The 19,214-nt window shown below is 71.1% G+C and carries 21 protein-coding genes; 11 read left to right on the forward strand and 10 right to left on the reverse strand.

Going from position 1 to position 19,214, the window contains the following annotated elements:
- Window positions 1-39 precede the first annotated feature (39 nt).
- Complete coding sequence (locus tag EL288_RS17805; protein WP_003809201.1) at window positions 40-951, forward strand: LysR family transcriptional regulator; 912 nt, start codon at window positions 40-42, stop codon at window positions 949-951.
- Window positions 952-963: 12 nt separating this feature from the next.
- Here the strand turns inward: EL288_RS17805 and EL288_RS17810 are convergent, their stop codons facing one another.
- The 3 genes from EL288_RS17810 to EL288_RS17820 are packed head-to-tail and all read right to left on the reverse strand — an operon-like array spanning window position 964 to window position 3,625.
- Complete coding sequence (locus EL288_RS17810) at window positions 964-1,953, reverse strand: Bug family tripartite tricarboxylate transporter substrate binding protein (protein ID WP_033458760.1); 990 nt, start codon at window positions 1,951-1,953, stop codon at window positions 964-966.
- Between the two features lie 24 nt (window positions 1,954-1,977).
- The gene (locus EL288_RS17815; protein WP_003809198.1) at window positions 1,978-2,445 is read right to left on the reverse strand and encodes a MaoC family dehydratase; all 468 of its coding nucleotides are present in this window, start codon (window positions 2,443-2,445) and stop codon (window positions 1,978-1,980) included.
- A gap of 13 nt (window positions 2,446-2,458) precedes the next feature.
- Entirely contained in the window at window positions 2,459-3,625 is a 1,167-nt protein-coding gene (locus EL288_RS17820) for an acyl-CoA dehydrogenase family protein (RefSeq protein ID WP_003809196.1), read from the reverse strand.
- Window positions 3,626-3,828: 203 nt separating this feature from the next.
- Between EL288_RS17820 and EL288_RS17825 the strand changes: the two genes are divergently transcribed.
- Window positions 3,829-4,536: a helix-turn-helix domain-containing protein gene (locus EL288_RS17825; RefSeq protein ID WP_033448528.1), complete on the forward strand. Its 708-nt coding sequence runs from the start codon at window positions 3,829-3,831 to the stop codon at window positions 4,534-4,536.
- 22 nt (window positions 4,537-4,558) lie between these two features.
- Here EL288_RS17825 and EL288_RS17830 read toward each other — a convergent pair whose 3' ends face one another.
- The 3 genes from EL288_RS17830 to EL288_RS17840 form a co-directional block, all read right to left on the reverse strand.
- On the reverse strand, window positions 4,559-4,873 hold the full coding sequence (locus tag EL288_RS17830) for a hypothetical protein (RefSeq protein WP_003809192.1): 315 nt from the start codon (window positions 4,871-4,873) through the stop codon (window positions 4,559-4,561).
- Between the two features lie 301 nt (window positions 4,874-5,174).
- Entirely contained in the window at window positions 5,175-6,755 is a 1,581-nt protein-coding gene (ilvA, locus tag EL288_RS17835) for a threonine ammonia-lyase, biosynthetic (protein ID WP_003809190.1), read from the reverse strand.
- 180 nt (window positions 6,756-6,935) lie between these two features.
- Window positions 6,936-7,418, reverse strand: coding sequence for a YaiI/YqxD family protein (locus EL288_RS17840; RefSeq protein WP_003809189.1), 483 nt, complete (start codon window positions 7,416-7,418; stop codon window positions 6,936-6,938).
- 77 nt (window positions 7,419-7,495) lie between these two features.
- Here EL288_RS17840 and EL288_RS17845 point away from each other — a divergent pair, with 77 nt between their 5' ends.
- Entirely contained in the window at window positions 7,496-7,714 is a 219-nt protein-coding gene (locus EL288_RS17845) for a SlyX family protein (protein ID WP_003809188.1), read from the forward strand.
- A 13-nt stretch (window positions 7,715-7,727) separates the two neighbouring features.
- Here the strand turns inward: EL288_RS17845 and ppk2 are convergent, their stop codons facing one another.
- Window positions 7,728-8,759 (reverse strand): polyphosphate kinase 2, encoded by a 1,032-nt coding sequence (gene ppk2 / locus EL288_RS17850; protein ID WP_003809186.1) that lies wholly within the window; start codon window positions 8,757-8,759, stop codon window positions 7,728-7,730.
- A 125-nt stretch (window positions 8,760-8,884) separates the two neighbouring features.
- Entirely contained in the window at window positions 8,885-9,109 is a 225-nt protein-coding gene (locus EL288_RS17855) for a YdcH family protein (RefSeq protein WP_003809185.1), read from the reverse strand.
- Window positions 9,110-9,357: 248 nt separating this feature from the next.
- Here EL288_RS17855 and EL288_RS17860 point away from each other — a divergent pair, with 248 nt between their 5' ends.
- From EL288_RS17860 to EL288_RS17880, 5 genes are all read left to right on the forward strand, one after another.
- The gene (locus tag EL288_RS17860) at window positions 9,358-11,160 is read left to right on the forward strand and encodes an amidohydrolase (protein ID WP_003809181.1); all 1,803 of its coding nucleotides are present in this window, start codon (window positions 9,358-9,360) and stop codon (window positions 11,158-11,160) included.
- 48 nt (window positions 11,161-11,208) lie between these two features.
- On the forward strand, window positions 11,209-12,012 hold the full coding sequence (locus EL288_RS17865) for an AraC family transcriptional regulator (protein WP_003809179.1): 804 nt from the start codon (window positions 11,209-11,211) through the stop codon (window positions 12,010-12,012).
- 49 nt (window positions 12,013-12,061) lie between these two features.
- The gene (locus EL288_RS17870; protein WP_003809178.1) at window positions 12,062-13,006 is read left to right on the forward strand and encodes a DMT family transporter; all 945 of its coding nucleotides are present in this window, start codon (window positions 12,062-12,064) and stop codon (window positions 13,004-13,006) included.
- Between the two features lie 63 nt (window positions 13,007-13,069).
- Window positions 13,070-13,945 carry a LysR family transcriptional regulator gene (locus EL288_RS17875; protein WP_003809176.1) on the forward strand — a complete coding sequence of 292 codons (876 nt, stop codon included), beginning with the start codon at window positions 13,070-13,072 and terminating at the stop codon, window positions 13,943-13,945.
- Window positions 13,942-15,060 (forward strand): NAD(P)H-dependent flavin oxidoreductase, encoded by a 1,119-nt coding sequence (locus EL288_RS17880; RefSeq protein WP_003809173.1) that lies wholly within the window; start codon window positions 13,942-13,944, stop codon window positions 15,058-15,060. The genes EL288_RS17875 and EL288_RS17880 overlap by 4 nt, the downstream gene beginning before the upstream one ends.
- A 13-nt stretch (window positions 15,061-15,073) precedes the next feature.
- Here EL288_RS17880 and EL288_RS17885 read toward each other — a convergent pair whose 3' ends face one another.
- Window positions 15,074-15,781: an IclR family transcriptional regulator gene (locus EL288_RS17885; protein WP_003809171.1), complete on the reverse strand. Its 708-nt coding sequence runs from the start codon at window positions 15,779-15,781 to the stop codon at window positions 15,074-15,076.
- A gap of 99 nt (window positions 15,782-15,880) precedes the next feature.
- Here EL288_RS17885 and EL288_RS17890 point away from each other — a divergent pair, with 99 nt between their 5' ends.
- The 3 genes from EL288_RS17890 to EL288_RS17900 are packed head-to-tail and all read left to right on the forward strand — an operon-like array spanning window position 15,881 to window position 18,228.
- Window positions 15,881-16,600 (forward strand): PIG-L deacetylase family protein, encoded by a 720-nt coding sequence (locus tag EL288_RS17890; RefSeq protein ID WP_003809169.1) that lies wholly within the window; start codon window positions 15,881-15,883, stop codon window positions 16,598-16,600.
- A gap of 5 nt (window positions 16,601-16,605) precedes the next feature.
- A complete protein-coding gene (locus EL288_RS17895) occupies window positions 16,606-17,235 on the forward strand; it encodes an RraA family protein (RefSeq protein ID WP_003809168.1) in 630 nt (209 codons plus the stop codon).
- A 30-nt stretch (window positions 17,236-17,265) separates the two neighbouring features.
- A complete protein-coding gene (locus EL288_RS17900; RefSeq protein ID WP_003809166.1) occupies window positions 17,266-18,228 on the forward strand; it encodes a Bug family tripartite tricarboxylate transporter substrate binding protein in 963 nt (320 codons plus the stop codon).
- Between the two features lie 16 nt (window positions 18,229-18,244).
- Here EL288_RS17900 and EL288_RS17905 read toward each other — a convergent pair whose 3' ends face one another.
- A complete protein-coding gene (locus EL288_RS17905) occupies window positions 18,245-19,198 on the reverse strand; it encodes an adenosine deaminase (RefSeq protein ID WP_010926108.1) in 954 nt (317 codons plus the stop codon).
- Window positions 19,199-19,214: the final 16 nt, after the last annotated feature.

Consider the following 19,214-nt stretch of genomic DNA (forward strand, 5'->3'; position numbering starts at 1 on the left):
TCGTGCCATTCCTTCCGCTTCCCCGCCAGGCCCGTACCCATGGATCTTCGTCAGTTGCAGCAATTCGTCGTGCTTTCGGAAACCCTCAACTTCCATCGAGCCGCCGAGCGCCTGCACATGGCCCAGCCGCCCCTGTCGACCGCCATCCGCAAGCTGGAGGACGAACTGGGCATCGTGCTGTTCGACCGCAAGCCGCGCAGCCTGTCCCTGACGGTGGCGGGCGCGGCCATGCTCAAGCACGCCCGGCGCACCTTGAGCAACGTCGACGAACTGCAGCGCTGCGCCAGGGAATACGTCAGCGGCGACCAGGGGCGCATCGTCGTGGGCTTCTCCAACACGGCCAGCAATGCGGTGCTGCCACGCATCCTGCACAGCTTCCAGGCGCGCTACCCCCGCGTCGAGCTGGTGCTGCACGAATCGACCACCCACGAGCTGGTGAGCGAACTGGCGGCCCACACCGTGGACGTGGCGCTGCTGCGCACGCCGCTGTTCGACGCCTGCGATGCCGAGCTGATCGACCTGGAGCAGGACCATTTCATCCTCGCGGTGCCGGCCGACCATCCGCTGGCGCAGCAAAGCTGCGCGCGGCTGGCCGACCTGGATGGCCAGCGCTTCATCGCGTTCTCGCGCGAGAAGGTGCCGGCCATGCACGCCATCATCAGCCTGGCCTTCGGCGAGGCCGGCGTCACGCCCAAGGTGGTGCAGCAGATCGTCCAGGTGCCGACCGCGATCGCGCTGGCCGAAAGCGGCATCGGCATGGCCCTGGTGCCGTCGGCGGCAGCCCGCTATCTGCGCACCGGCGCCCGGCTGCTGCCGGTGGTGGACCTGCCCGCGTCGCTGCGCATCGGCATTGCGCTGGGCTACGACGCGCTGACGGCCTCGGCGGCGACGCTGCGCTTCGTGGAAAACACCCGCGCCGTCCACGCCGCCGCGCCGCCGCCCGCCGCCTGAGCGCCCGCCGCCTCAGGCCGGCGTCACGCCGGCCTCGCGCGCGGCCGTGCCCCAGCGCGCGATCTCCTCGCCCAGGAAGGCCGCGAACGCCGCCGGGGTCGAGGCATGCAGCTCCACCGCCTGCTCGGCGAACTGGCGCGCCAGTTCGGGTTCCTGCGCCACCAGGTTGATCTGCGCGTTCAGGCGCGCCACCACGGCGGCCGGGGTCGACGCCGGCACGAACACGCCGTGCCAGGTGGTCGCCGCGAATTTCGGAATCACGGTTTCGGCCAGGGTCGGCACGTCGGGCAGCACCGCGGCGCGTTGCTGACTGGTGACGGCGATCGCACGCGCCCGCCCTTCCCGGATAGCGGGCAGCGCCGTGCTCAGGGCGTCGAGCATGAAGTGCACCCGCCCGCCGATCAGGTCCACCATGGCCGGCGCCGTGCCCTTGTACGGGACATGCGTGGCCTGCGTACCGGTTTCCTGCAGCATCAGCTCCACCGCAAGGTGGGTGATGTTGCCCACGCCGCCCGAGCCATAGCTCAGCTTGCCCGGATTGTCCCTGAGGTACTGCACGAATTGCGCGGGCGTGGCGACGCTGCCGGGCAAGGCGGGGCCCGCGATGATGATGGCGGGAATCGAGGCCGGCATCGCCACGGCGGCCAGGTCGCGCGCGGGGTCGTAGCCCATCTTGCTGTACAGCGCCGGCGCGATCGCGATGCCCGACGAATGGTAGAGCGCGGTATAGCCATCGGCCGCGGACTTGGCGACGAACTCGCTGGCGATGTTGCCGCCGGCGCCGGGCTTGTTCTCGACGATGAACTGCTGGCCCAGCCGCTCGGCCAGGCGGGCGGCGATCCGGCGCGCCACCACGTCGGTCGGCCCGCTCGCGGCGTAGGGCAGGATCAGCCGGATGGGCCGCTCGGGCCAGGCGCCGGCGCTTCCGTGCGCGAACGGAAAGGCGGTCATGCCGGCCATTCCCGCCATCGCGGTGAGCATGCGGCGACGATTGCTGTTCATGCGTGTCTCCCTGGTCTGTTGTCGTTATGGAATCTGACGTGTGCGCATCATGCGCAAAGGCGTATAGACGAGGACCGGCTCCCCGTGCTGGTTCACCACGGTATTGCGGGTGCGCACCAGGCCGCGGCCGGGCCTGGAGGTCATGCGCCGCTGCACGACCTCGCACTCCACATGCAGGGTATCGCCGACGAACGTCGGCCCCTTGATGTCCAGCTCGGCGTTCAGGAAGGCGATCCCCGCGGCCTGGAAAGAAGGCGCGACCAGCCCTTCGGCGAATACGTAGACCAGCCCGCCGGGCACCACGCGTCCGGTTATCCCCATGTGCGCGCGGTCGGCGGGCTCGCCGTTGCTGAACAGTTCCTCGGTCAGCCAGGTCAGGTTGACGAAGTTGACCAGGTCGGTTTCGGTGACGGTGCGCTTGCGCGTGCCGAAGCGCGTGCCCGGCTCCAGGTCTTCCCAGTAGATGCGCACTTCGGTATCGAGCAGGGTCATGGCGGCGGGCTCCTCAATAGGATTTGGGCAGTCCGAGCACTTTCTCGGCGACGAAATTCAGGATCATCTGCGGACTGATGGGCGCGATGCGCGGAATCAGCGCCTCGCGCAGGTAGCGCTCGACGTGGTATTCCTTCGCGTAGCCGTAGCCGCCATGCGTCATCACCGCGGCCGTGCACGCCTTGAAGCCCGCTTCGGCCGCCAGGTACTTGGCGGCGCTGGCTTCGGTGCCGCAGGACTCGCCGCGGTCGAACCTGGCCGCCGCGTGGAAGGTCATCAGGCTGGCCGCTTCCAGTTCCATCCAGCTTTCGGCCAGGGGATGCTGCACGCCCTGGTTCTGGCCGATGGGGCGGTCGAACACGACCCGCTCCCTGGCGTACCGGGCCGCCCGGGCCAGGGCGCAGCGCCCCAGGCCCACCGCCTCGGCCGCGACCAGGACGCGCTCGGCGTTCATCCCATGCAGGATGTAATGAAAACCCTTGCCCTCGTCGCCGACCAGGTCGTCGGCCGGGATTTCCAGGCCATCGATGAACAGCTGATTGCAGTCGACCGCCTTGCGGCCCATCTTGGGGATCTCGCGCACCTCGATGCGGGCGCGGTCGAAGTCCGTATAGAACAGGCTGAGCCCGTCGGTCTTCCTGCCGACCTGCTCCAGCGGCGTGGTGCGCGCCAGCAGCAGGACCTTCTCGGCGATGCTGGCCGTGGAGATGAAGGTCTTGGCGCCATGCACGACATAACGGTCGCCCTTGCGCACCGCCATGGTCTTGAGCTGCGTGGTGTTCAGGCCGGTATTGGGCTCGGTCACCGCGAAACAGGTACGCTCCTCGCCGCGGATCAGGGGCGGCAGCACACGCTGCTTCTGCGCCTCGGTGCCGAACTTCACCACCGGGTTGAGCCCGAAGATATTCATGTGCAGGGCCGACGCGCCGCTCATGCCGGCGCCCGATTCGGCCACGGCCTGCATCATCACCGCGGCCTCGGTTATGCCCAGCCCCGCCCCCCCATAGGCCTGGGGAATGCAGATTCCCAGCCAGCCGGCCTCGGCGATGGCGCGATGGAAGTCGTCCGGGAAGCCGCCGTCCTGGTCCTTGCGATACCAGTAGTCGGCGTCGAAGGGACGGCACGCCTGCAGGATGGCGTCGCGGATTTCGTGATGTTCGGGCGACAGCGTGGAGTCCATGAACGGACAGTCTCCTGATGGGTTCGGATGGCGGCATCACCGCGGTGAACCTATGCTAGGGAGTCCGTGCGCAAAGCGGAAATACCGATTGCGTCTCGTGCAATACACGCCATCTATCGCGGCGCGCGGGCGCGGGGTTGTGCCGCCGCGCGGGACGGCGCTAAGCTGCGGACTTGCAATCACATTTCGGAGATTGGCGAACCATGGACGCAGACCACGCCGACACCCGCCTGGCCGCCGTCGCCGCGGCGATTGCGGATCCCGCACGCGCGCGCATGCTGTGCAGCCTGCTCGACGGCTGCGCGCGGACCGCGACCGAACTGGCCGCGCTGGCCGACATCGGCGCCTCCAGCGCGAGCGCGCACTTCGCCCGCCTGCGCGCGCAGGGCCTGGTCGAGCTGGCCGTGCAGGGCAAGCACCGCTACTACCAGCTGGCCGACGCCGACGTGGCGCAGGCGCTGGAGGCGCTGCTGGTGGTGGCCGGCGTGCCGCGCGCGCCGTTCAAGCCCGCCACGCCCGGGCCGCTGTGCCACGCCCGCACCTGCTACGACCACATGGCCGGCACGGTGGCGGTGCGCCTGCACGACGCCATGCTGGCGCAGCGCTGGCTGCAGCCCGATGGACGCGATTACCGGGTCACCCCGGCCGGCGCGGCGGCGCTGACCAGCCTGGGGCTGGACCTGGGCGCCATCGGCCGCCAGCGGCGCCGCCACGCCTATGCCTGCCTGGACTGGAGCGCGCGCCGCCCGCACCTGGGCGGCGCGCTGGGCGCGGCGCTGCTGCAGTGTTGCCTGCAGCATGGTTGGGTAGAGCAGCAGCTGGATTCGCGCGCCTTGCGCGTCACCGCGCAAGGCGCGCGCCGCTTCGACGCCTGGTGCCGGCCGCGCGGCCGGCTGGCCGACGCGGCGTAAAGGGCGCGCGCGCCCCGCTGGATCAGGCGGCCGAACCCTTGTTGGCGAACAGGTTGCGGATGATGCCGACGATCAGCGTCAGCACCGCGCCGCCTATGCCCCCGCCCACTACGTCGCCGACGATGGCGCCGACGTTCATGCCGCTGGCCGCGCCGCCGGTCATGGCCGCGATCGCCGGCCCCAGCCAGGTGCCGCCGGCCAGGCCGCCTATGGCCCCCGCAATGGTGTTGCCCGTCGTGCCGAGATTGAGCGAGTGCGCCGCCTTGGCCAGGCCATTGCCGCCGGCCGCTCCGGCCACGAGCTGGATGACGAGATTGATGATGGTGGCTGAATCCATGATGCCCTCCGCAAGGATAGATACATCGGTTGAACTCACGCTGCGTGACGCCGGCCATGTCCCCGGCCGGCACTGCCGCCACGGGGACATGATGTGCCCAAAACCCGCGCCCGTCCTGGTTTTGCCGGCAAAAACCGCCGAAAGGTGGTGAAAAGGAGACAAACCCCCTTCCCGGCGTGCCCATCCCCGAAGGGGGAAATCCTGACCCCTCCGGTGCCTGTCCCCCCTGCGGGGACAGGCACCCGCAGACTCCCGGCATCCCGGTGCCTGTCCCCGCAGGGGGGCTGGCACCTCGCCTCCCTCACCGGATGAACAGGCGATACGAGGGATTGGCCGTCTCGTCCCGGAACGGATAGCCGATGCGCGTCAATGCCTGCGGCACCAGGTGGCGCTCGTCGGCCGGCACCTGCAGGCCGGCCACCACGCGGCCGTCGGCCGAGCCGTGGTTGCGGTAGTGGAACATGGTGATGTTCCAGCGGCCGCCCAGTTTGCTCAGGAAGTCGAACAGCGCGCCGGGACGCTCGGGGAACTCGAAGCGGAACACCTGCTCGTCGTCGATCTGGTTGGCGCGCCCGCCCACCATGTGGCGCACGTGCAGCTTGGCCAGTTCGTCGTCGCTGAGGTCCTGCACCGCGAAGCCCTGGCCGCGCAGCCCGGCCAGCAGCGCATCGCGCCGGTCGTGCTCGGGATGGGTCCGCACCCCGACGAAGATCTGCGCCTCGTCGCCGGGATGGTAGCGATAGTTGAATTCGGTGATCTGGCGCGGCCCCAATGCCGCGCAGAAGGCCTTGAAGCTGCCCGGCCGCTCGGGGATGGTGACCGCGATCAAGGCTTCGCGCTGCTCGCCCAGCGCGGCGCGCTCGGCCACGTGCCGCAGGCGGTCGAAGTTGATGTTGGCGCCCGAGTCGATCGCCACCAGGGTGCGCCCGGCCGCCTCGCCGCGCTCGGCGTACTTGCGCAGGCCCGCCACCGCCAGCGCGCCGGCCGGCTCGGTGATGGAGCGGGTATCGTCGTAGATGTCCTTGATGGCGGCGCAGATTTCATCGTTGGTGACGCAGATCACCTCGTCGACATGGTCGCGGCAGATCTCGAAATTGTGATGGCCGATCTGCGCCACCGCCACGCCGTCGGCGAAGGTGCCCACGCGGTCGAGCACCACGCGCCGGCCCGCCGCCAGCGCGGCCTGCAGGCAGTTCGAATCCACCGGCTCGACGCCGATGATGCGGATCTCCGGACGCACATGCTTGACGTAGGCGGCCACGCCCGCGATCAGGCTGCCGCCGCCGACCGGCACGAAAATGGCGTCCAGGCGGCCCGGATGCTGGCGCAGGATCTCCATGCCCACCGTGCCCTGGCCGGCGATCACGTCGGGATCGTCGTACGGCGGGATGAACACCCTGCCCTCGCGTTCAGCCAGCGCCTGCGCGTGCGTCAGCGCCGCCGGAAAGGCGTCGCCATGCAGCGCCACCTGCGCGCCGTGCGCCAGCACGCCGTCGATCTTCAGCTCGGGCGCGGTGCGCGGCATGACGATGAGCGCCGGAATGCCCAGGCGCGCGGCGGCCAGCGCCAGCCCTTGCGCATGGTTGCCGGCCGAGGCGGCGATGACGCCGCGGCGGCGCTCCTCGGCGCTCAACTGCGCGACGCGGTTGTAGGCGCCGCGGATCTTGAACGAGAACACCGGCTGCAGGTCTTCGCGCTTGAGCAGCACGCGGCAATCCAGCTGGCGCGACAGGCGCGGCGCCGCTTGCAGCGGCGTCTCCAGCGCGACGTCGTAGACCGGCGCGGAAAGCGTCTTGCGGGCGTAGTGGGCAAGCAGATCGGCGCGCGCCGGCGGCGCGGTGCGCGGCTCGGCGGTCGTCGGGGCGGTGGCGGTATCGGACATGAAGGCTCCTGGTTTCGGATACGCCCAGGAGACAGAAAAGGAAAACCCGCCTCGAGGGCGGGTTTTCTGGGAATTCGTAGGCTAACCCGCCACTGCTGGAATGGCGGTAATAATGCTCTGGCCGGGGGAAGTCGCACGCGGATCCATAAGCAACAACGTTATTCCCTTTTGCCGGCGCCGTCAAACGGCGCCCGGCTTGCCGCCCGCGCCGCGCGTGCGCGCCCGGCGCTGCATGGCCGCGTCCAGCGCATTGGCGAAGGCGCGCCGGTCGGCCTGCCCGAACGCGGCCGGCCCGCCGATATCGACGCCGCCGGCGCGCAGTTCTTCCATCATGTCGCGCATGGTCAGGCGCTCGCCGATGCTGCCGGCGTCGAACACCTCGCCGCGCCAGCTCATGGCCGCCACGCCCTTGCCCACCACCTCGGCCGCCAGCGGAATGTCGGCGGTGATCACCAGGTCGCCGGGCACGGCGCTGGCCACGATGTGCGCATCGGCCACGTCGAAGCCGCGCGGCACCTGCACCGCGCGCATCCACGGCGAGGCCGGCACGCGCAGCAGCTGGTTGGCCACCAGCGTCACCGGCACCTGCCAGCGTTGCGCCGCGCGCCACAGGATGTCTTTCACTTCTGCCGGACAGGCGTCGGCATCGACCCAGATGTTCATGCGGGCATTATGGGCCATGGCGCGGCGATTGGGGCGGCCCGTTTCGGCCCGGCGCGCCGATGCGCTTTAATACGCCCATGGAACACACCCACGACCCCGCGCAGCGCCTGACCGAGCTGGAGATCAAGGCCGGCTTCGCGGAAGACCTGCTCGAACAACTCAACCAGATCGTGGTGCGCCAGCAGCGCCAGATCGATGCGCTGGCGCGCGAAGTGGCCGAGCTGCGCCAGCAGGTGCCGGCCGGCGGCGCCGGCGCGCCGCGCAGCCTGCGCGACGACCTGCCGCCGCACTACTAGCCGGCCCGCGCCGCTAGATCGCCCGGCCCACCAGCAGCGCGTCGACCGGGCCGATGCTTTCGAAGTCGCGGTTGGCGTACGACATCTTGTGCAGCACGTAGCGCATGGCGTTCAGGCGCGCGCGCTTCTTGCAATCCGAACGCACCACGATCCACGGCGAATCGGCCGTGTCGGTATGGGCGAACATGTCCTCCTTGGCCTGCGTGTAGGCGTCCCACTTGTCCAGCGAGGCCATGTCCACCGGGCTCAGCTTCCACTGCTTGAGCGGATGCACCTGGCGCTCCTTGAAGCGGCGATGCTGCTCCTGCTGGCTGACCGAGAACCAGAACTTGATCAGGTGCGTGCCGCTGCGGATCAGGTGGCGCTCGAACTCGGGCACCTGGTGCATGAAGGCCTCGTACTCGTCCTGCGAGCAAAAGCCCATGACGCGCTCGACGCCGGCGCGGTTGTACCAGGAACGGTCGAACAGCACGATCTCGCCGGCCGTCGGCAGGTGCTGCACGTAGCGCTGGAAGTACCACTGGCCACGCTCGGAGTCGGACGGCTTTTCCAGCGCCACCACGCGCGCGCCGCGCGGATTGAGGTGTTCCATGAAGCGCTTGATGGTGCCGCCCTTGCCGGCCGCGTCGCGCCCTTCGAACAGGATCACCACGCGCTGGCGCGTTTCGCGCACCCAGGCCTGCAGCTTCAGCAGCTCGACCTGCAGGCGGTACTTCTGTTTTTCGTAGGCGCGGCGCGACATGCGGTTGCGGTACGGATAGCCGCCCTCGCGCCAGTCGGTGGCCAGTTCGTCGTCGGGGTGGTTCGGATCGCGCGCGCGCCACGGCGCCTGCCCGCCGGTCAGCAGCAGTTCGCGCAGCTGGGCGGTTTCGTCGGGCGACAGGCCATCGAGCAGGGTCTTGACCGTGTCGCGCACGCGCGCCGGTTCGACCTTGGAGGTATTGCGCAGCACTTCCAGCAGGCTGGCGGCCTGGTCGACGGCGGCGGCCTCGATGGCGGCCTGCACGGTCTGGCGCTCGGCCTGCCTGGCCGTCTGGACGGGCATTTCGCCGCGCTGCCGCGAGCGGGCGGGCGGTCCGGTGCGCGGCGAGACCACGCGTTGGGATTTGCTGGGGGTGGACTTTTTCATTGCAGGAACAGTATCAGACAACGCGGACTTCGGCATGACGCCTATGAACTGTCGCGGTCGGCGGCGCGCAGGATGTCGTACAGTTTGTCCTTCAGGCGCAGCTTTTCCTTCTTCAGGTTCTCGATGTTGCCGCTGGAGGCGGGAACGATCCCGGCCTCCATGTTCTGGATTTCCTGATCGAGCTCGTTGTGGCGCTGGAACAGCGCCGTGAAATGCGGGTCCTCCGCTTTGAGTCGGGTAATGACATGGCGATACTCTGGAAACATGGCGTCCTCCTGGCAAGGCCGGAAAAAATCGCGCGGCGGGCCGGCGGCCGGCCGCGCCCGCCGCATTGCCGATCACATCGCAAGCCCATGGCCTTGTCAACCGGCCGCCTGGCGGGCCCGGCGCCGGCCTTGCCCGGCCCGCCCGCCGCGCCGCCGGCGCTTTCGGCGGCGCGCCGCGGCGCCGCCCGGCTGCGCCCTTGCGGCCCCGGCGCTACGCTGGCGAATCCGCCTGTCCGCAAGGAGTCGCCATGATCCGTTCCCGCCTGCTACCGGCCGCCGCGCTGGCGCTGCTGACCGGCTGCGCCAGCCAGTTGCCGCCCGCCGACAGCACCGCCATGGCCGACGCCATCTGGTTCGGCGGCCCCATCGTCACCATCGATGCGCACACGCCCTCGGCGCGCGCCGTCGCGGTCAGGGACGGCCGCATCATGGCGGTGGGCCGCGAGCACGCCGTCCTGCGCTATCGCGGCCCGGACACCCGCATGCACGACCTGCGCGGCGCCACGCTGCTGCCCGGCTTCGTCGACGCCCACAGCCATGTCAGCACCGTCGGCATGCAGGCCCTGAGCGCCAACCTGCTGCCGCCGCCGGACGGGCCCAACGCCAGCATCGCTGACCTGCAGAACACCTTGCGCCAATTCCGCCGCAACTCCGACCTGCCGCGCCAGTTCGGCATGCTGCTGGGCTTCGGCTACGACGACTCGCAACTGCAGGAACGCCGCCACCCCAACCGCGATGACCTGGACGCGGTGGCGCGCGACCTGCCGGTGGTGGCCATCCACCAGTCGGGCCACGTGGGCGTGCTCAACAGCGCCGCGCTGGCCGCCGCCGGCATCGGCGCGGCCAGCCGCGCGCCCGATGGCGGGGTCATCGGCCGGCGCAAGGGCAGCCGCGAACCCGACGGCGTGCTCGAGGAAAACGCCTTCTTCGCCGCGCTCGCGCGCCTGTTCCCGCGCCTGACGCCCGAGCAGGCGGTGGCCATGCTCGATGCCGGCCAGCAGCTGTACATCCGCAACGGCTACACCACCATCCAGGATGGCCGCGCCGCGCCCGACCAGGTGCGCATCGCCGAGCTGGCCGCGCGCCAGGGCAAGCTGGTGGCCGACGTGGTGGCCTATCCCGATATTCTCGCCCCCGGCACGCCCGCCCTGATGCAGGCGCCCTGGTTCCGCCCGGCCGGCGAACCGGTGCGCTACCAGCGGCGCTTTCGCATCGGCGGCGTGAAGCTGACGCTGGACGGCTCGCCGCAGGCCAAGACCGCCTGGCTGAGCGAGCCGTATTTCGTGCCTCCGCCCGGCCAGAACCGCAAATACGCCGGCTACGGCGTGGTCAGCGACGCGCGCGCGGCGCAGCTGTACGGGCTGGCGCTGGCCAACCGCTGGCAGATCCTCACCCATGCCAACGGCGACCGCGCCATCGACCAGATGATCGCCGCCCTGCGCCAGGCCGAGCAGGCCCATCCCGGCGTGGACGTGCGCCCGGTGCTCATCCACGGCCAGACGCTGCGCCAGGACCAGATTCCGGCGCTGAAGTCGCTGGGCGTGCTGGCCTCGCTGTTTCCCATGCACACCTATTACTGGGGCGACTGGCATCGCGACTCGGTGCTGGGCCCGCGGCGCGCCGAGAACATCTCGCCGATGCGCTGGGTGACCGACGCCGGCATGCCGGTCACCTCGCACCACGACGCGCCGGTGGCCTTCCCGGATTCGATGCGGGTGCTGTCGGCAACGGTCAACCGCATCACGCGCAGCGGCCACGTGCTCGGGCCGCACCAGCGGCTGGATCCGCTCACCGCCCTCAAGAGCATGACGCTGTGGGCCGCCTACCAGCACTTCGAGGAAGACGACAAGGGCTCCATCACGCGCGGCAAGCTGGCCGATTTCGTCGTGCTGTCGGGCAATCCGCTGGAAGTCCCGCCCGCCACGCTGGCCGGCCTGAAGGTGCTGCAGACCGTCAAGGAAGGCCGGGTGATCTTCGACCGCGCCAGCGCGGTCGGCACGCCGGCGCCCTCGCCGCTGGGACGGCGCAGCGCGCCGCGCCCGCCCGCCTGAGGCCGCCGCGTTATGCTGGCCGAACCCGCCACGCCCTCCGGAGGCCCCATGCCGCAAGGCCGCTTCATCGCGTTGCGCAGCGCCGAGCCCGGCGTCAGCGCGGTCGCCGCGCAATCGCGCCACGCCTTCGCCCGCCACACGCACGACCAGTACGGCGTGGGCCTGATGACGCGCGGCGCGCAGCGCTCGGCCAGCGGACGCGGCCCCGTGCAGGCGCGCGCCGGCGAGCTCATCACCGTCAATCCGGGCGAGGTGCATGACGGCGCCCCGCTGGGCGAGGGCGAGCGCGCCTGGTGCATGCTGTATTTCGAGCCCGCCCTGATCGCCCAGGCGGCCGCCGGGCTGGACGGCGACGCGGGCAGCTACGAATTCCACCTGCCGGTGCTCGGGCACGCGGCGCTGGCCGCCGCGTTCGCGCGCCTGTATGCCTGCGTCACCACGCCCGGCGCCGCGCCGCTGGCGCGCGACGCCGCCCTGCTGCAGTTGCTGGCGGGGCTGCGCCGCCCCGACCCGGGCCGCGCGCCGGCACGCCTGCCCCACCCCGGCATCGCCCGCGCGCGCCAGCGGATCGACGACGACCCGGCCGCCGCGCTCACGCTGGCCGACCTGGCGCAGGCCTGCGGCCTGAGCCGCTACCAGGTGCTGCGCGGGTTCGCCCACGCCACCGGCCTGCCGCCGCACGCCTACCAGACGCAGCGACGCCTGCAGCTGGCGCGCCGCCTCATCCTGCAAGGCGTGCCGCTGGCCGAGACGGCGGCGGCCTGCGGCTTTGCCGACCAGAGCCACCTGAGCCGGCTGTTCGCGCGCAGCTACGGCATGACGCCCGGCCGCTACGCGCGCGCCGCGCGCTAGACCCGCCGCGCCGCAATTTCGTTCAAGACCGCCGGCCTGGCATGCGCCTATGCTGCCGGCCATGTCCCGTTCTTCCTCACCGCCCCTGGCCCCCGCCCGCCGCACGCGCGGCGGCCATGCCTGCCTGGCCCTGGCCATGGTGCTGGCCGGCAGCACCGTGCCGGCCAGCAAGCTGATCGCCGCCGAGGTGGCGCCCTTTACCGCCACCGCCATCCGGCTGGGCCTGGCCCTGCCGGTTTTCCTGCTGCTGATGCGCGCGACCGGCGCGCGCTGGCCGCGGCCCGGCCGGCGCGATGCCTGCCTGCTGGCGCTGCAGGCCGCCGCCGGCAGCGTCGGCTACACCGCGCTGCTGATCGCCGGGCTGCGCCTGACCTCGGCCGCCGACGCGGCCGTCGTCATCGGCACGCTGCCCGCCGTGACCGCGCTGCTGGCCATGGCGGTGCTGCGCGAGCGGCCGCCGCCGCGCACGCTGGCGGCCATCGCGCTGGCCGCCGCGGGCGTGCTGGTGCTGGTCGGCGGCCGCACGGACGGCGCGCCCGGCTCGCTGGCCGGCAACCTGCTGGTGCTGGGCGCGGTGGTCTGCGAGGGGCTGTTCATCCTGCTCAGCAAGCGCCTGCGCGCGCCCATTGCGCCGCTGCCGCTGTCGGCCGCGCTGACGGCCATCGGCGCGGTCCTGGCCGGCGCCGCCGCGCTTGCCGAGGCGCCCTGGCACGCCGCCTTCGGCGGCCCCGCCCTGGCCGTGCTGGCTTACTACGCGTGGCTGCCCACCGTGGCCGGCTTCGTGCTCTGGTACGCCGGGCTGGCGCGCGCCAGCGCCAGCGAAGCGGCGCTGTTCACGGCCCTGGCGCCGGTGGCCGCCGTACTGCTGGCCGCGCTGGCGCTGGGCGAAACCGTCGGGCCGCGCCAGGCCGCCGGCATCGGCTGCGTGCTGGCCGCCGTACTGGCGCTGCGGCCGGGCGGCGACAAGCAATCCCAAAAAGAGAACATTAAATAGCAAGTTGTTCTTTTTTTCGGATAGAAGCGCTATGCTGGCGGCTCTGCTACCCGAGCCCCGCCGATGGAACTGGCCGAACTGGAAATCTTCCGCGCCGTCGCGCGCACCGAGAGCGTGACCCGCGCCGCGCACGCGCTGGCGCGCGTGCAATCCAACGTGACCACGCGGCTGCGCCAGCTGGAAGACAGCCTGGGCGTGACGCTGTTCCTGCGCGAGAACAAGCGCATGACGCTGACCCCGGATGGCCGCCGCCTGCTCGCCTACGCCGAGCGCCTGCTGGCCCTGGCCGAGGAAACGCGTCAGGCCATGCGCGCCGACACGCCGGCCGGGCGGCTGCGCCTGGGCGCGATGGAAAGCGCCGCCGCCAGCCGCCTGCCGCAGCCGCTGGCCAGCCTGCACGCGCAATGGCCGGACCTGGCCATCGACCTGCACACCGGCACCACGCAATGGCTGGCCGGCCAGGTCGCCGCGTGCCGGCTCGATTGCGCCGTCATCGCGCATCCCGCCGCCAGCCCGGCCGACACCGCCATGGCGCCGCTGCACCCCAGCCTGCGCGGCGCCTACCTGTATTCCGAAGAACTGCTGCTGGCGCTGCCGCCCGGCCATCCGCCGGTGCGCACGCCGCAGGACATACAGGTGCGCACGCTGGCCGCGTTCGCGCAGGGCTGCACCTACCGGCTGTGCGCCGAGCAATGGCTGGACATGGCCGGCGTGCGTGTCATCGAAATGGCGTCTTACCACGCCATGATGGCCGGTGTGCTGGCGGGTTCGGCCATGGCCATCCTGCCGCGCTCGGTGCTGGCCCTGCACCCGGGCGCGGCGCTGGCGCGCACCGTGCCCGTGCGCACCGTGCCCTGCTTTCTGATCCACCGCGACGGCTACGACAGCGCCGCCCGACTCGCCCTGCTGCGCGCGCTGCAAGCGCCGCCAGCCCCATGATCCACGCCGACCCGGAGTCCGCCATGCCCGCCGCCTACGCCGCCACCCCGTTCGCCCAGCGCCTGGGCCTGACCCTGCCGGTGGTCCAGGCGCCCATGGCCGGCGTCAGCACGCCGGCGCTGGCTGCCGCCGTCAGCAATGCCGGCGGGCTGGGCTCGCTGGGCCTGGGCGCCATGAACGCCGACGCCGCCCGCCAGGCCATCGCCCTGACCCGCGAGCAGACCACGCGGCCCTTCAACGTCAACCTGTTCTGCCACGCGCCGGCCACCGCCGACGCCGCGCGCGAAGCGCGCTGGCTGCAATACCTGGCGCCGCGCTTCGCCGAATTCGACGCGCAGCCGCCGGCCACGCTGCGCGAGGTCTACACCAGCTTCCTGGCCGACGACGACATGTTCGACATGCTGCTGGCCGAGCGGCCCGAAGTGGTCAGCCTGCACTTCGGCCTGCCGCCGGCTTCGCGCATCGCGGCGCTGCGCCAGGCCGGCATCTACCTGATGGCCACCGCCACCGATATGCGGGAAGCGGCGCGCATCGCCGCGGCCGGCGTCGACGCCATCGTGGCGCAGGGCATCGAGGCCGGCGGCCATCGCGGCATGTTCGACCCCGCCGCGCGCGACGAACAACTGGGCACCCTGGCGCTGACGCGCTTGCTGGCGCGCCGCTTCGATGCGCCGGTGATCGCCGCCGGCGGCATCATGGACGGCGCCGGCGTGGCCGCGGTGCTGGCGCTGGGCGCGCAGGCCGCCCAGTTGGGCACCGCCTTCATCAGCTGCCCCGAATCGTCGGCCGACATGCCGCACCGCCACGCCCTGCTGGACCAGGCCGAAGTCGCCACCACGCTGACGCGTGCCATCTCGGGCCGGCCGGCGCGCAGCATCGCCAACCGCTACACCGAACTGGGCGCGGCGGCCGACTGCCCGCCCACGCCCGACTATCCCATCGCCTACGATGCCGGCAAGGCCCTGCACGCTGCGGCCAGGGCGCGCGGCGACGCCAGCTACGCCGCGCAATGGGCCGGCCAGGCCGCCGCCCTGTCGCGCGGCGTGCCCGCGGCCACGCTGATGCGCCAGCTGCAGGCCGAACTGAACGATTGCATCGGCCGGCTGGCGCGCTGAGCGCGGGCGCGCCTCAATCGCCGTAGAGCGCGGCGCGGATCGTGGCGCTGGCGCCCAGGCGGCGCGCCAGGTCGTCGGCGTGCTCGAGCACCAGCCGTTCGAAGCGCGGCACGTCCACCGTGCGCAGGCGCTCGGACGGCCCGGCCACGGTCAGCGCGCCGACGAAACGGTCGTCGTCGCCCACCACCGGCACCGACCACGACGAGGTATAGGGGTCGCGCGCGCCGCACGAGAAAAACGGCAGGCGCTCGTCGCCGCCGGGCTGTCCTTGCGCCCAGACCGCGAACACGCGGCCGGTGGACGAGCGGTCCGGCGGCATGACGCTGCCGGCCAGCACCTGGCTGTGCAGGCCCACATAGGGCTGGTGGCGAAACAGGCACAGGCGCTGGCCCGGCTGGTCGCCCTCGACGTAGTAGGCGGCGCTCTCGCCCGTCTGCCCCGACAGGCTTTCGAGCACCGGCATCACCACCCCCGACAGATTGAAGCCGCGCTCGTAGACGCGCGCCAGATAGAGCACGCGCGGGCCCAGCGAGTAGCGGCCGTCCGGCTCGCGCAGCACATAACCGCAGCGCGCCAGCGAATTCAGCAGGCGGAAGATGGTGGTCTTGTGCAGCGGCAGGCGGGCCGCGAACTCGGCCAGGCCCAGGCGCTCGTCACCCGGCTTGAAACAGTCCAGCACCGCCAGGGCGCGCTCCACCGCCACCACGCCGTCATTACTCATGTTCTCTCCAAAACCGCATGAATGCTTGCTTGTTGTACATAATACAACGACGTTTCATAAAAATATAATGGAGCCTTGCACAATTCGAGGAGCAAGGCAGTGGCAAGCGCGATCCTGGTGGTGACCGCCCATGTGGGCGATTTCGTATGGCGTTGCGGCGGCGCGATGGCCCTGCATGCCCAGCGCGGCGTGGACGTGCGCCTGGTGTGCCTGAGCTACGGCGAGAACGGCGAATCGAACGCCGCCTGGCAGGCCAATCCCGATGGCGCGCGCGACGAGGTCAAGCAGGTGCGCCGCGCCGAGGCCGAGGCGGCCGCCGCCATCCTGGGCGCAGCCGGCGTGGATTTCTACGATCTGGGCGACTACCCCATGCCCGAGTCGCCGGACGCGGTGCGGCGCCTGTCGCAGACGCTGCGCGCGGTGCGCCCGGCGGCGGTGATCACCCACCCCGAGCACGACCCCTCCAACCTGGATCACTGCCGCGCCTACGACATGGTGCTGCGCGCGCGCATGCAGGCCATGGCGCCCGGGCACGGCGCGGACTACATCGTGCCGCCGCAAGTGCTGTGCTTCGAGCCGCACCAGTCCGAGCTGTGCGGCTTCAAGCCCAACCTGCTGCTGGACATCAGCGCGGTGTGGGAACAGAAGCAGCGCGCCATGCAGGCGATGGCCACGCAGCGCAACCTGTGGGCCTATTACGAACGCGTCGCGCTGCAGCGCGGCGCGCAGGCCGGCCGCCGCGCCAAGACCACCGCCACGGCCTACGCCGAGGCCTACCAGAGCATCTTCCCCGCCGTCGTGCCGGCCTTCGTGGAGTAAGCGCCATGTCCGTCTCCCCTGCCCGGGACCTGAGCACCACCCTGCTGGCCGACGCCGGCGCCCGCGTCATGAGCGCCGGCATCAAGCCCCTGCGCGCCGGCTGGCATGTCCACGGCCGCGCGCTGACGGTGTCGGTCGATGCCGGCGACAACCTGGCCATCCACGCCGCGCTGGCGCAGGCGCGCCCCGGCGAAGTGCTGGTGATCGACGCCCAGGGCTACCTGGACCGCGCCGTCATGGGCGGCATCATGTGCGCCCAGGCCGCCGCCGTCGGCCTGGCCGGCGTCATCATCGACGGCGCCATGCGCGACCTGGCCGAACTGCGCGCCGGCACGCTGCCGGCGTACGCGCTGGGCGGCTCGCCGGCCGGCCCGACCAAGCGCGGCGGCGGCACGGTGCGCCGCGCCATCCGTTGCGGCGGCGTCGACGTGCGCCCGGGCGACTGGATCATGGCCGATGACGACGGCGTCGTGGTGTACCGCGACGACGAAGCCGAAGCGGTGCTGGCCGCCGCGCTGGCCAAGCAGCAAGCCGAAGCCGCCCGCATGGCCGCGATTGCCCGCGGCGAACTGCGGCCGGCCTGGCTGGACGACGCGCTGGCGCGCGCGCCCATCGACACGGGCGAATCCGCCTGACCCATACCCACACACACACTGGAGAAGACAATGTCCTTGAAGCACACGCTCGGCGCCCTGGCGCTGGCACTCGGCCTGCTGCCGGCCGGCCCGGCCGCCGCCGACTATCCCGAACGCCCGGTCCGCATGGTCATCCCGTTCGCCGCCGGCGGGCCGGCCGACATCGTGGGCCGCGAATTCGCGCAACTGTTCGGCCAGGCGCTGGGCCAGCCGGTGGTGGTGGTCAATGCCGGCGGCGGGCACGGCGTGCCGGCGCTCAACCAGGTGCTGGGCGCGCCCGCCGACGGCTATACGCTGCTGATGCCCGCCTCGGGCAACATGACCATCCCGTCCAAGGCCATGCAGGGCAAGGACGTGCTCGCGCTGCTGGCGCCGATCAGCCAACTGACCCAGAGCCCGCACGTGCTGGTGGTCACCGCCGGCCTGCCGGTGGACTCGGTGCAGGGCTTGATCGACTACGCCAAGGCGCATCCGGGCAAGGTCAACTTCGGCTCGGCCGGCGTGGGCGGCGTCGCGCACCTGGGCATGGAGCTGTTCAAGAGCCAGGCCAAGGTCGACGTGGTGCACGTGCCCTACCGCGGCACCTCGCAGGTCATCACCGACCTGGCCTCCGGCCAGGTGCAGGCGCTGTTCAGCAGCATGCCGTCGCTCAAGCCCATGATCGACAAGGGCGCGGTCAAGGCGCTGGCCATGAGCGCGCCCAGCAGCGGCGCCGATACCAGCAAGCTGCCGGTGGTATCCGCGACCCTGCCCGGCATGGCGTACACCACCTGGTATGGCCTGTTCGCCAAGGCCGGCACGCCGCCCGAGGTGCTGGAAAAACTGAACCAGGCCGTGGTCGAGACGCTGAAGGACCCCGAGCTGAACCGCAAGTTCGAGTCCGAGGGCGTGGAATTCGTCGCCAGCACGCCGCAGCAGCTCGAGGCGCTGGTGCGCCAGGACACGAAGAAGTGGACGGCGCTGATCGAGCAGGCCGGCATCCAGGTCGAGTAAGGCCTGCGGCGGGCAGCTAACCGCCCGCCAGGCGCGCGTCCATGCTGTTGGCCGCCAGCCGGCGCGCCTGGTCCTGCGTCATGCCCAGGTGTTCATGCAGGGCATGGAAGTTCTCGGTGATGTAGCCGCCGAAATACGCCGGGTCGTCCGAGTTCACCGTGACTTTGACGCCGCGCTCGAGCAGTTCGAGGATGTTGTGCTCGGCCATGCTGTCGAACACGCGCAGCCGCGTGTTCGACAGCGGACACACCGTCAGCGGTATCTGGGTATCGATCAGCCGTTCGATCAGCCGCTCGTCCTCGGCCGCGCGCACGCCATGATCGATGCGCCGCACTTGCAGCAGGTCGAGCGCTTCCCAGATGTATTCGGGCGGCCCTTCCTCGCCGGCATGCGCCACCGCGGGCAGCCCTGCGGCGCGCGCGCGCTCGAACACCCGCTGGAACAGCCGCGGCGGAAAGCCGCGCTCGCTGCTGTCCAGCCCCACCGCGATGAAGGCGTCGCGATACGGCAGCGCCTGCTCCAGCGTGCGCATGGCCGCCTCTTCGGGCAGGTGGCGCAGGAAGCTGAGGATCAGGCCGCCCTGGATGCCCAGCTGCGTACGGCCGTCTTCCAGCGCCTGGGTAATGCCGGCCAGGACCGTCTCGAACGCGATGCCGCGATCGGTGTGCGTCTGCGGGTCGAAGAACGGCTCGGTGTGCACCACGTTCTGCTCGCGGCACTTGAGCAGGTAGGCCCAGGTCAGGTCGTAGAAATCCTGTTCGGTGCGCAACACCTCGGCGCCGCGGTAGTACAGGTCGAGGAATTCCTGCAGGTTGTCGTAGTCGTACGCCCGCCGCAGCGATTCGACGTCCGGCCACGGCAGCGCCACGCCATTGCGCCGGGCCAGTTCGAACATCAGTCCGGGTTCCAGCGTGCCTTCCAGGTGCAGGTGCAGTTCGGCTTTGGGCAGGGCATTGAGCCAGTCGTACATGATGGGTCTTCCGCAG

The organism is Bordetella bronchiseptica, assembly GCF_900636925.1.
GTDB lineage: Bacteria > Pseudomonadota > Gammaproteobacteria > Burkholderiales > Burkholderiaceae_B > Bordetella > Bordetella pertussis.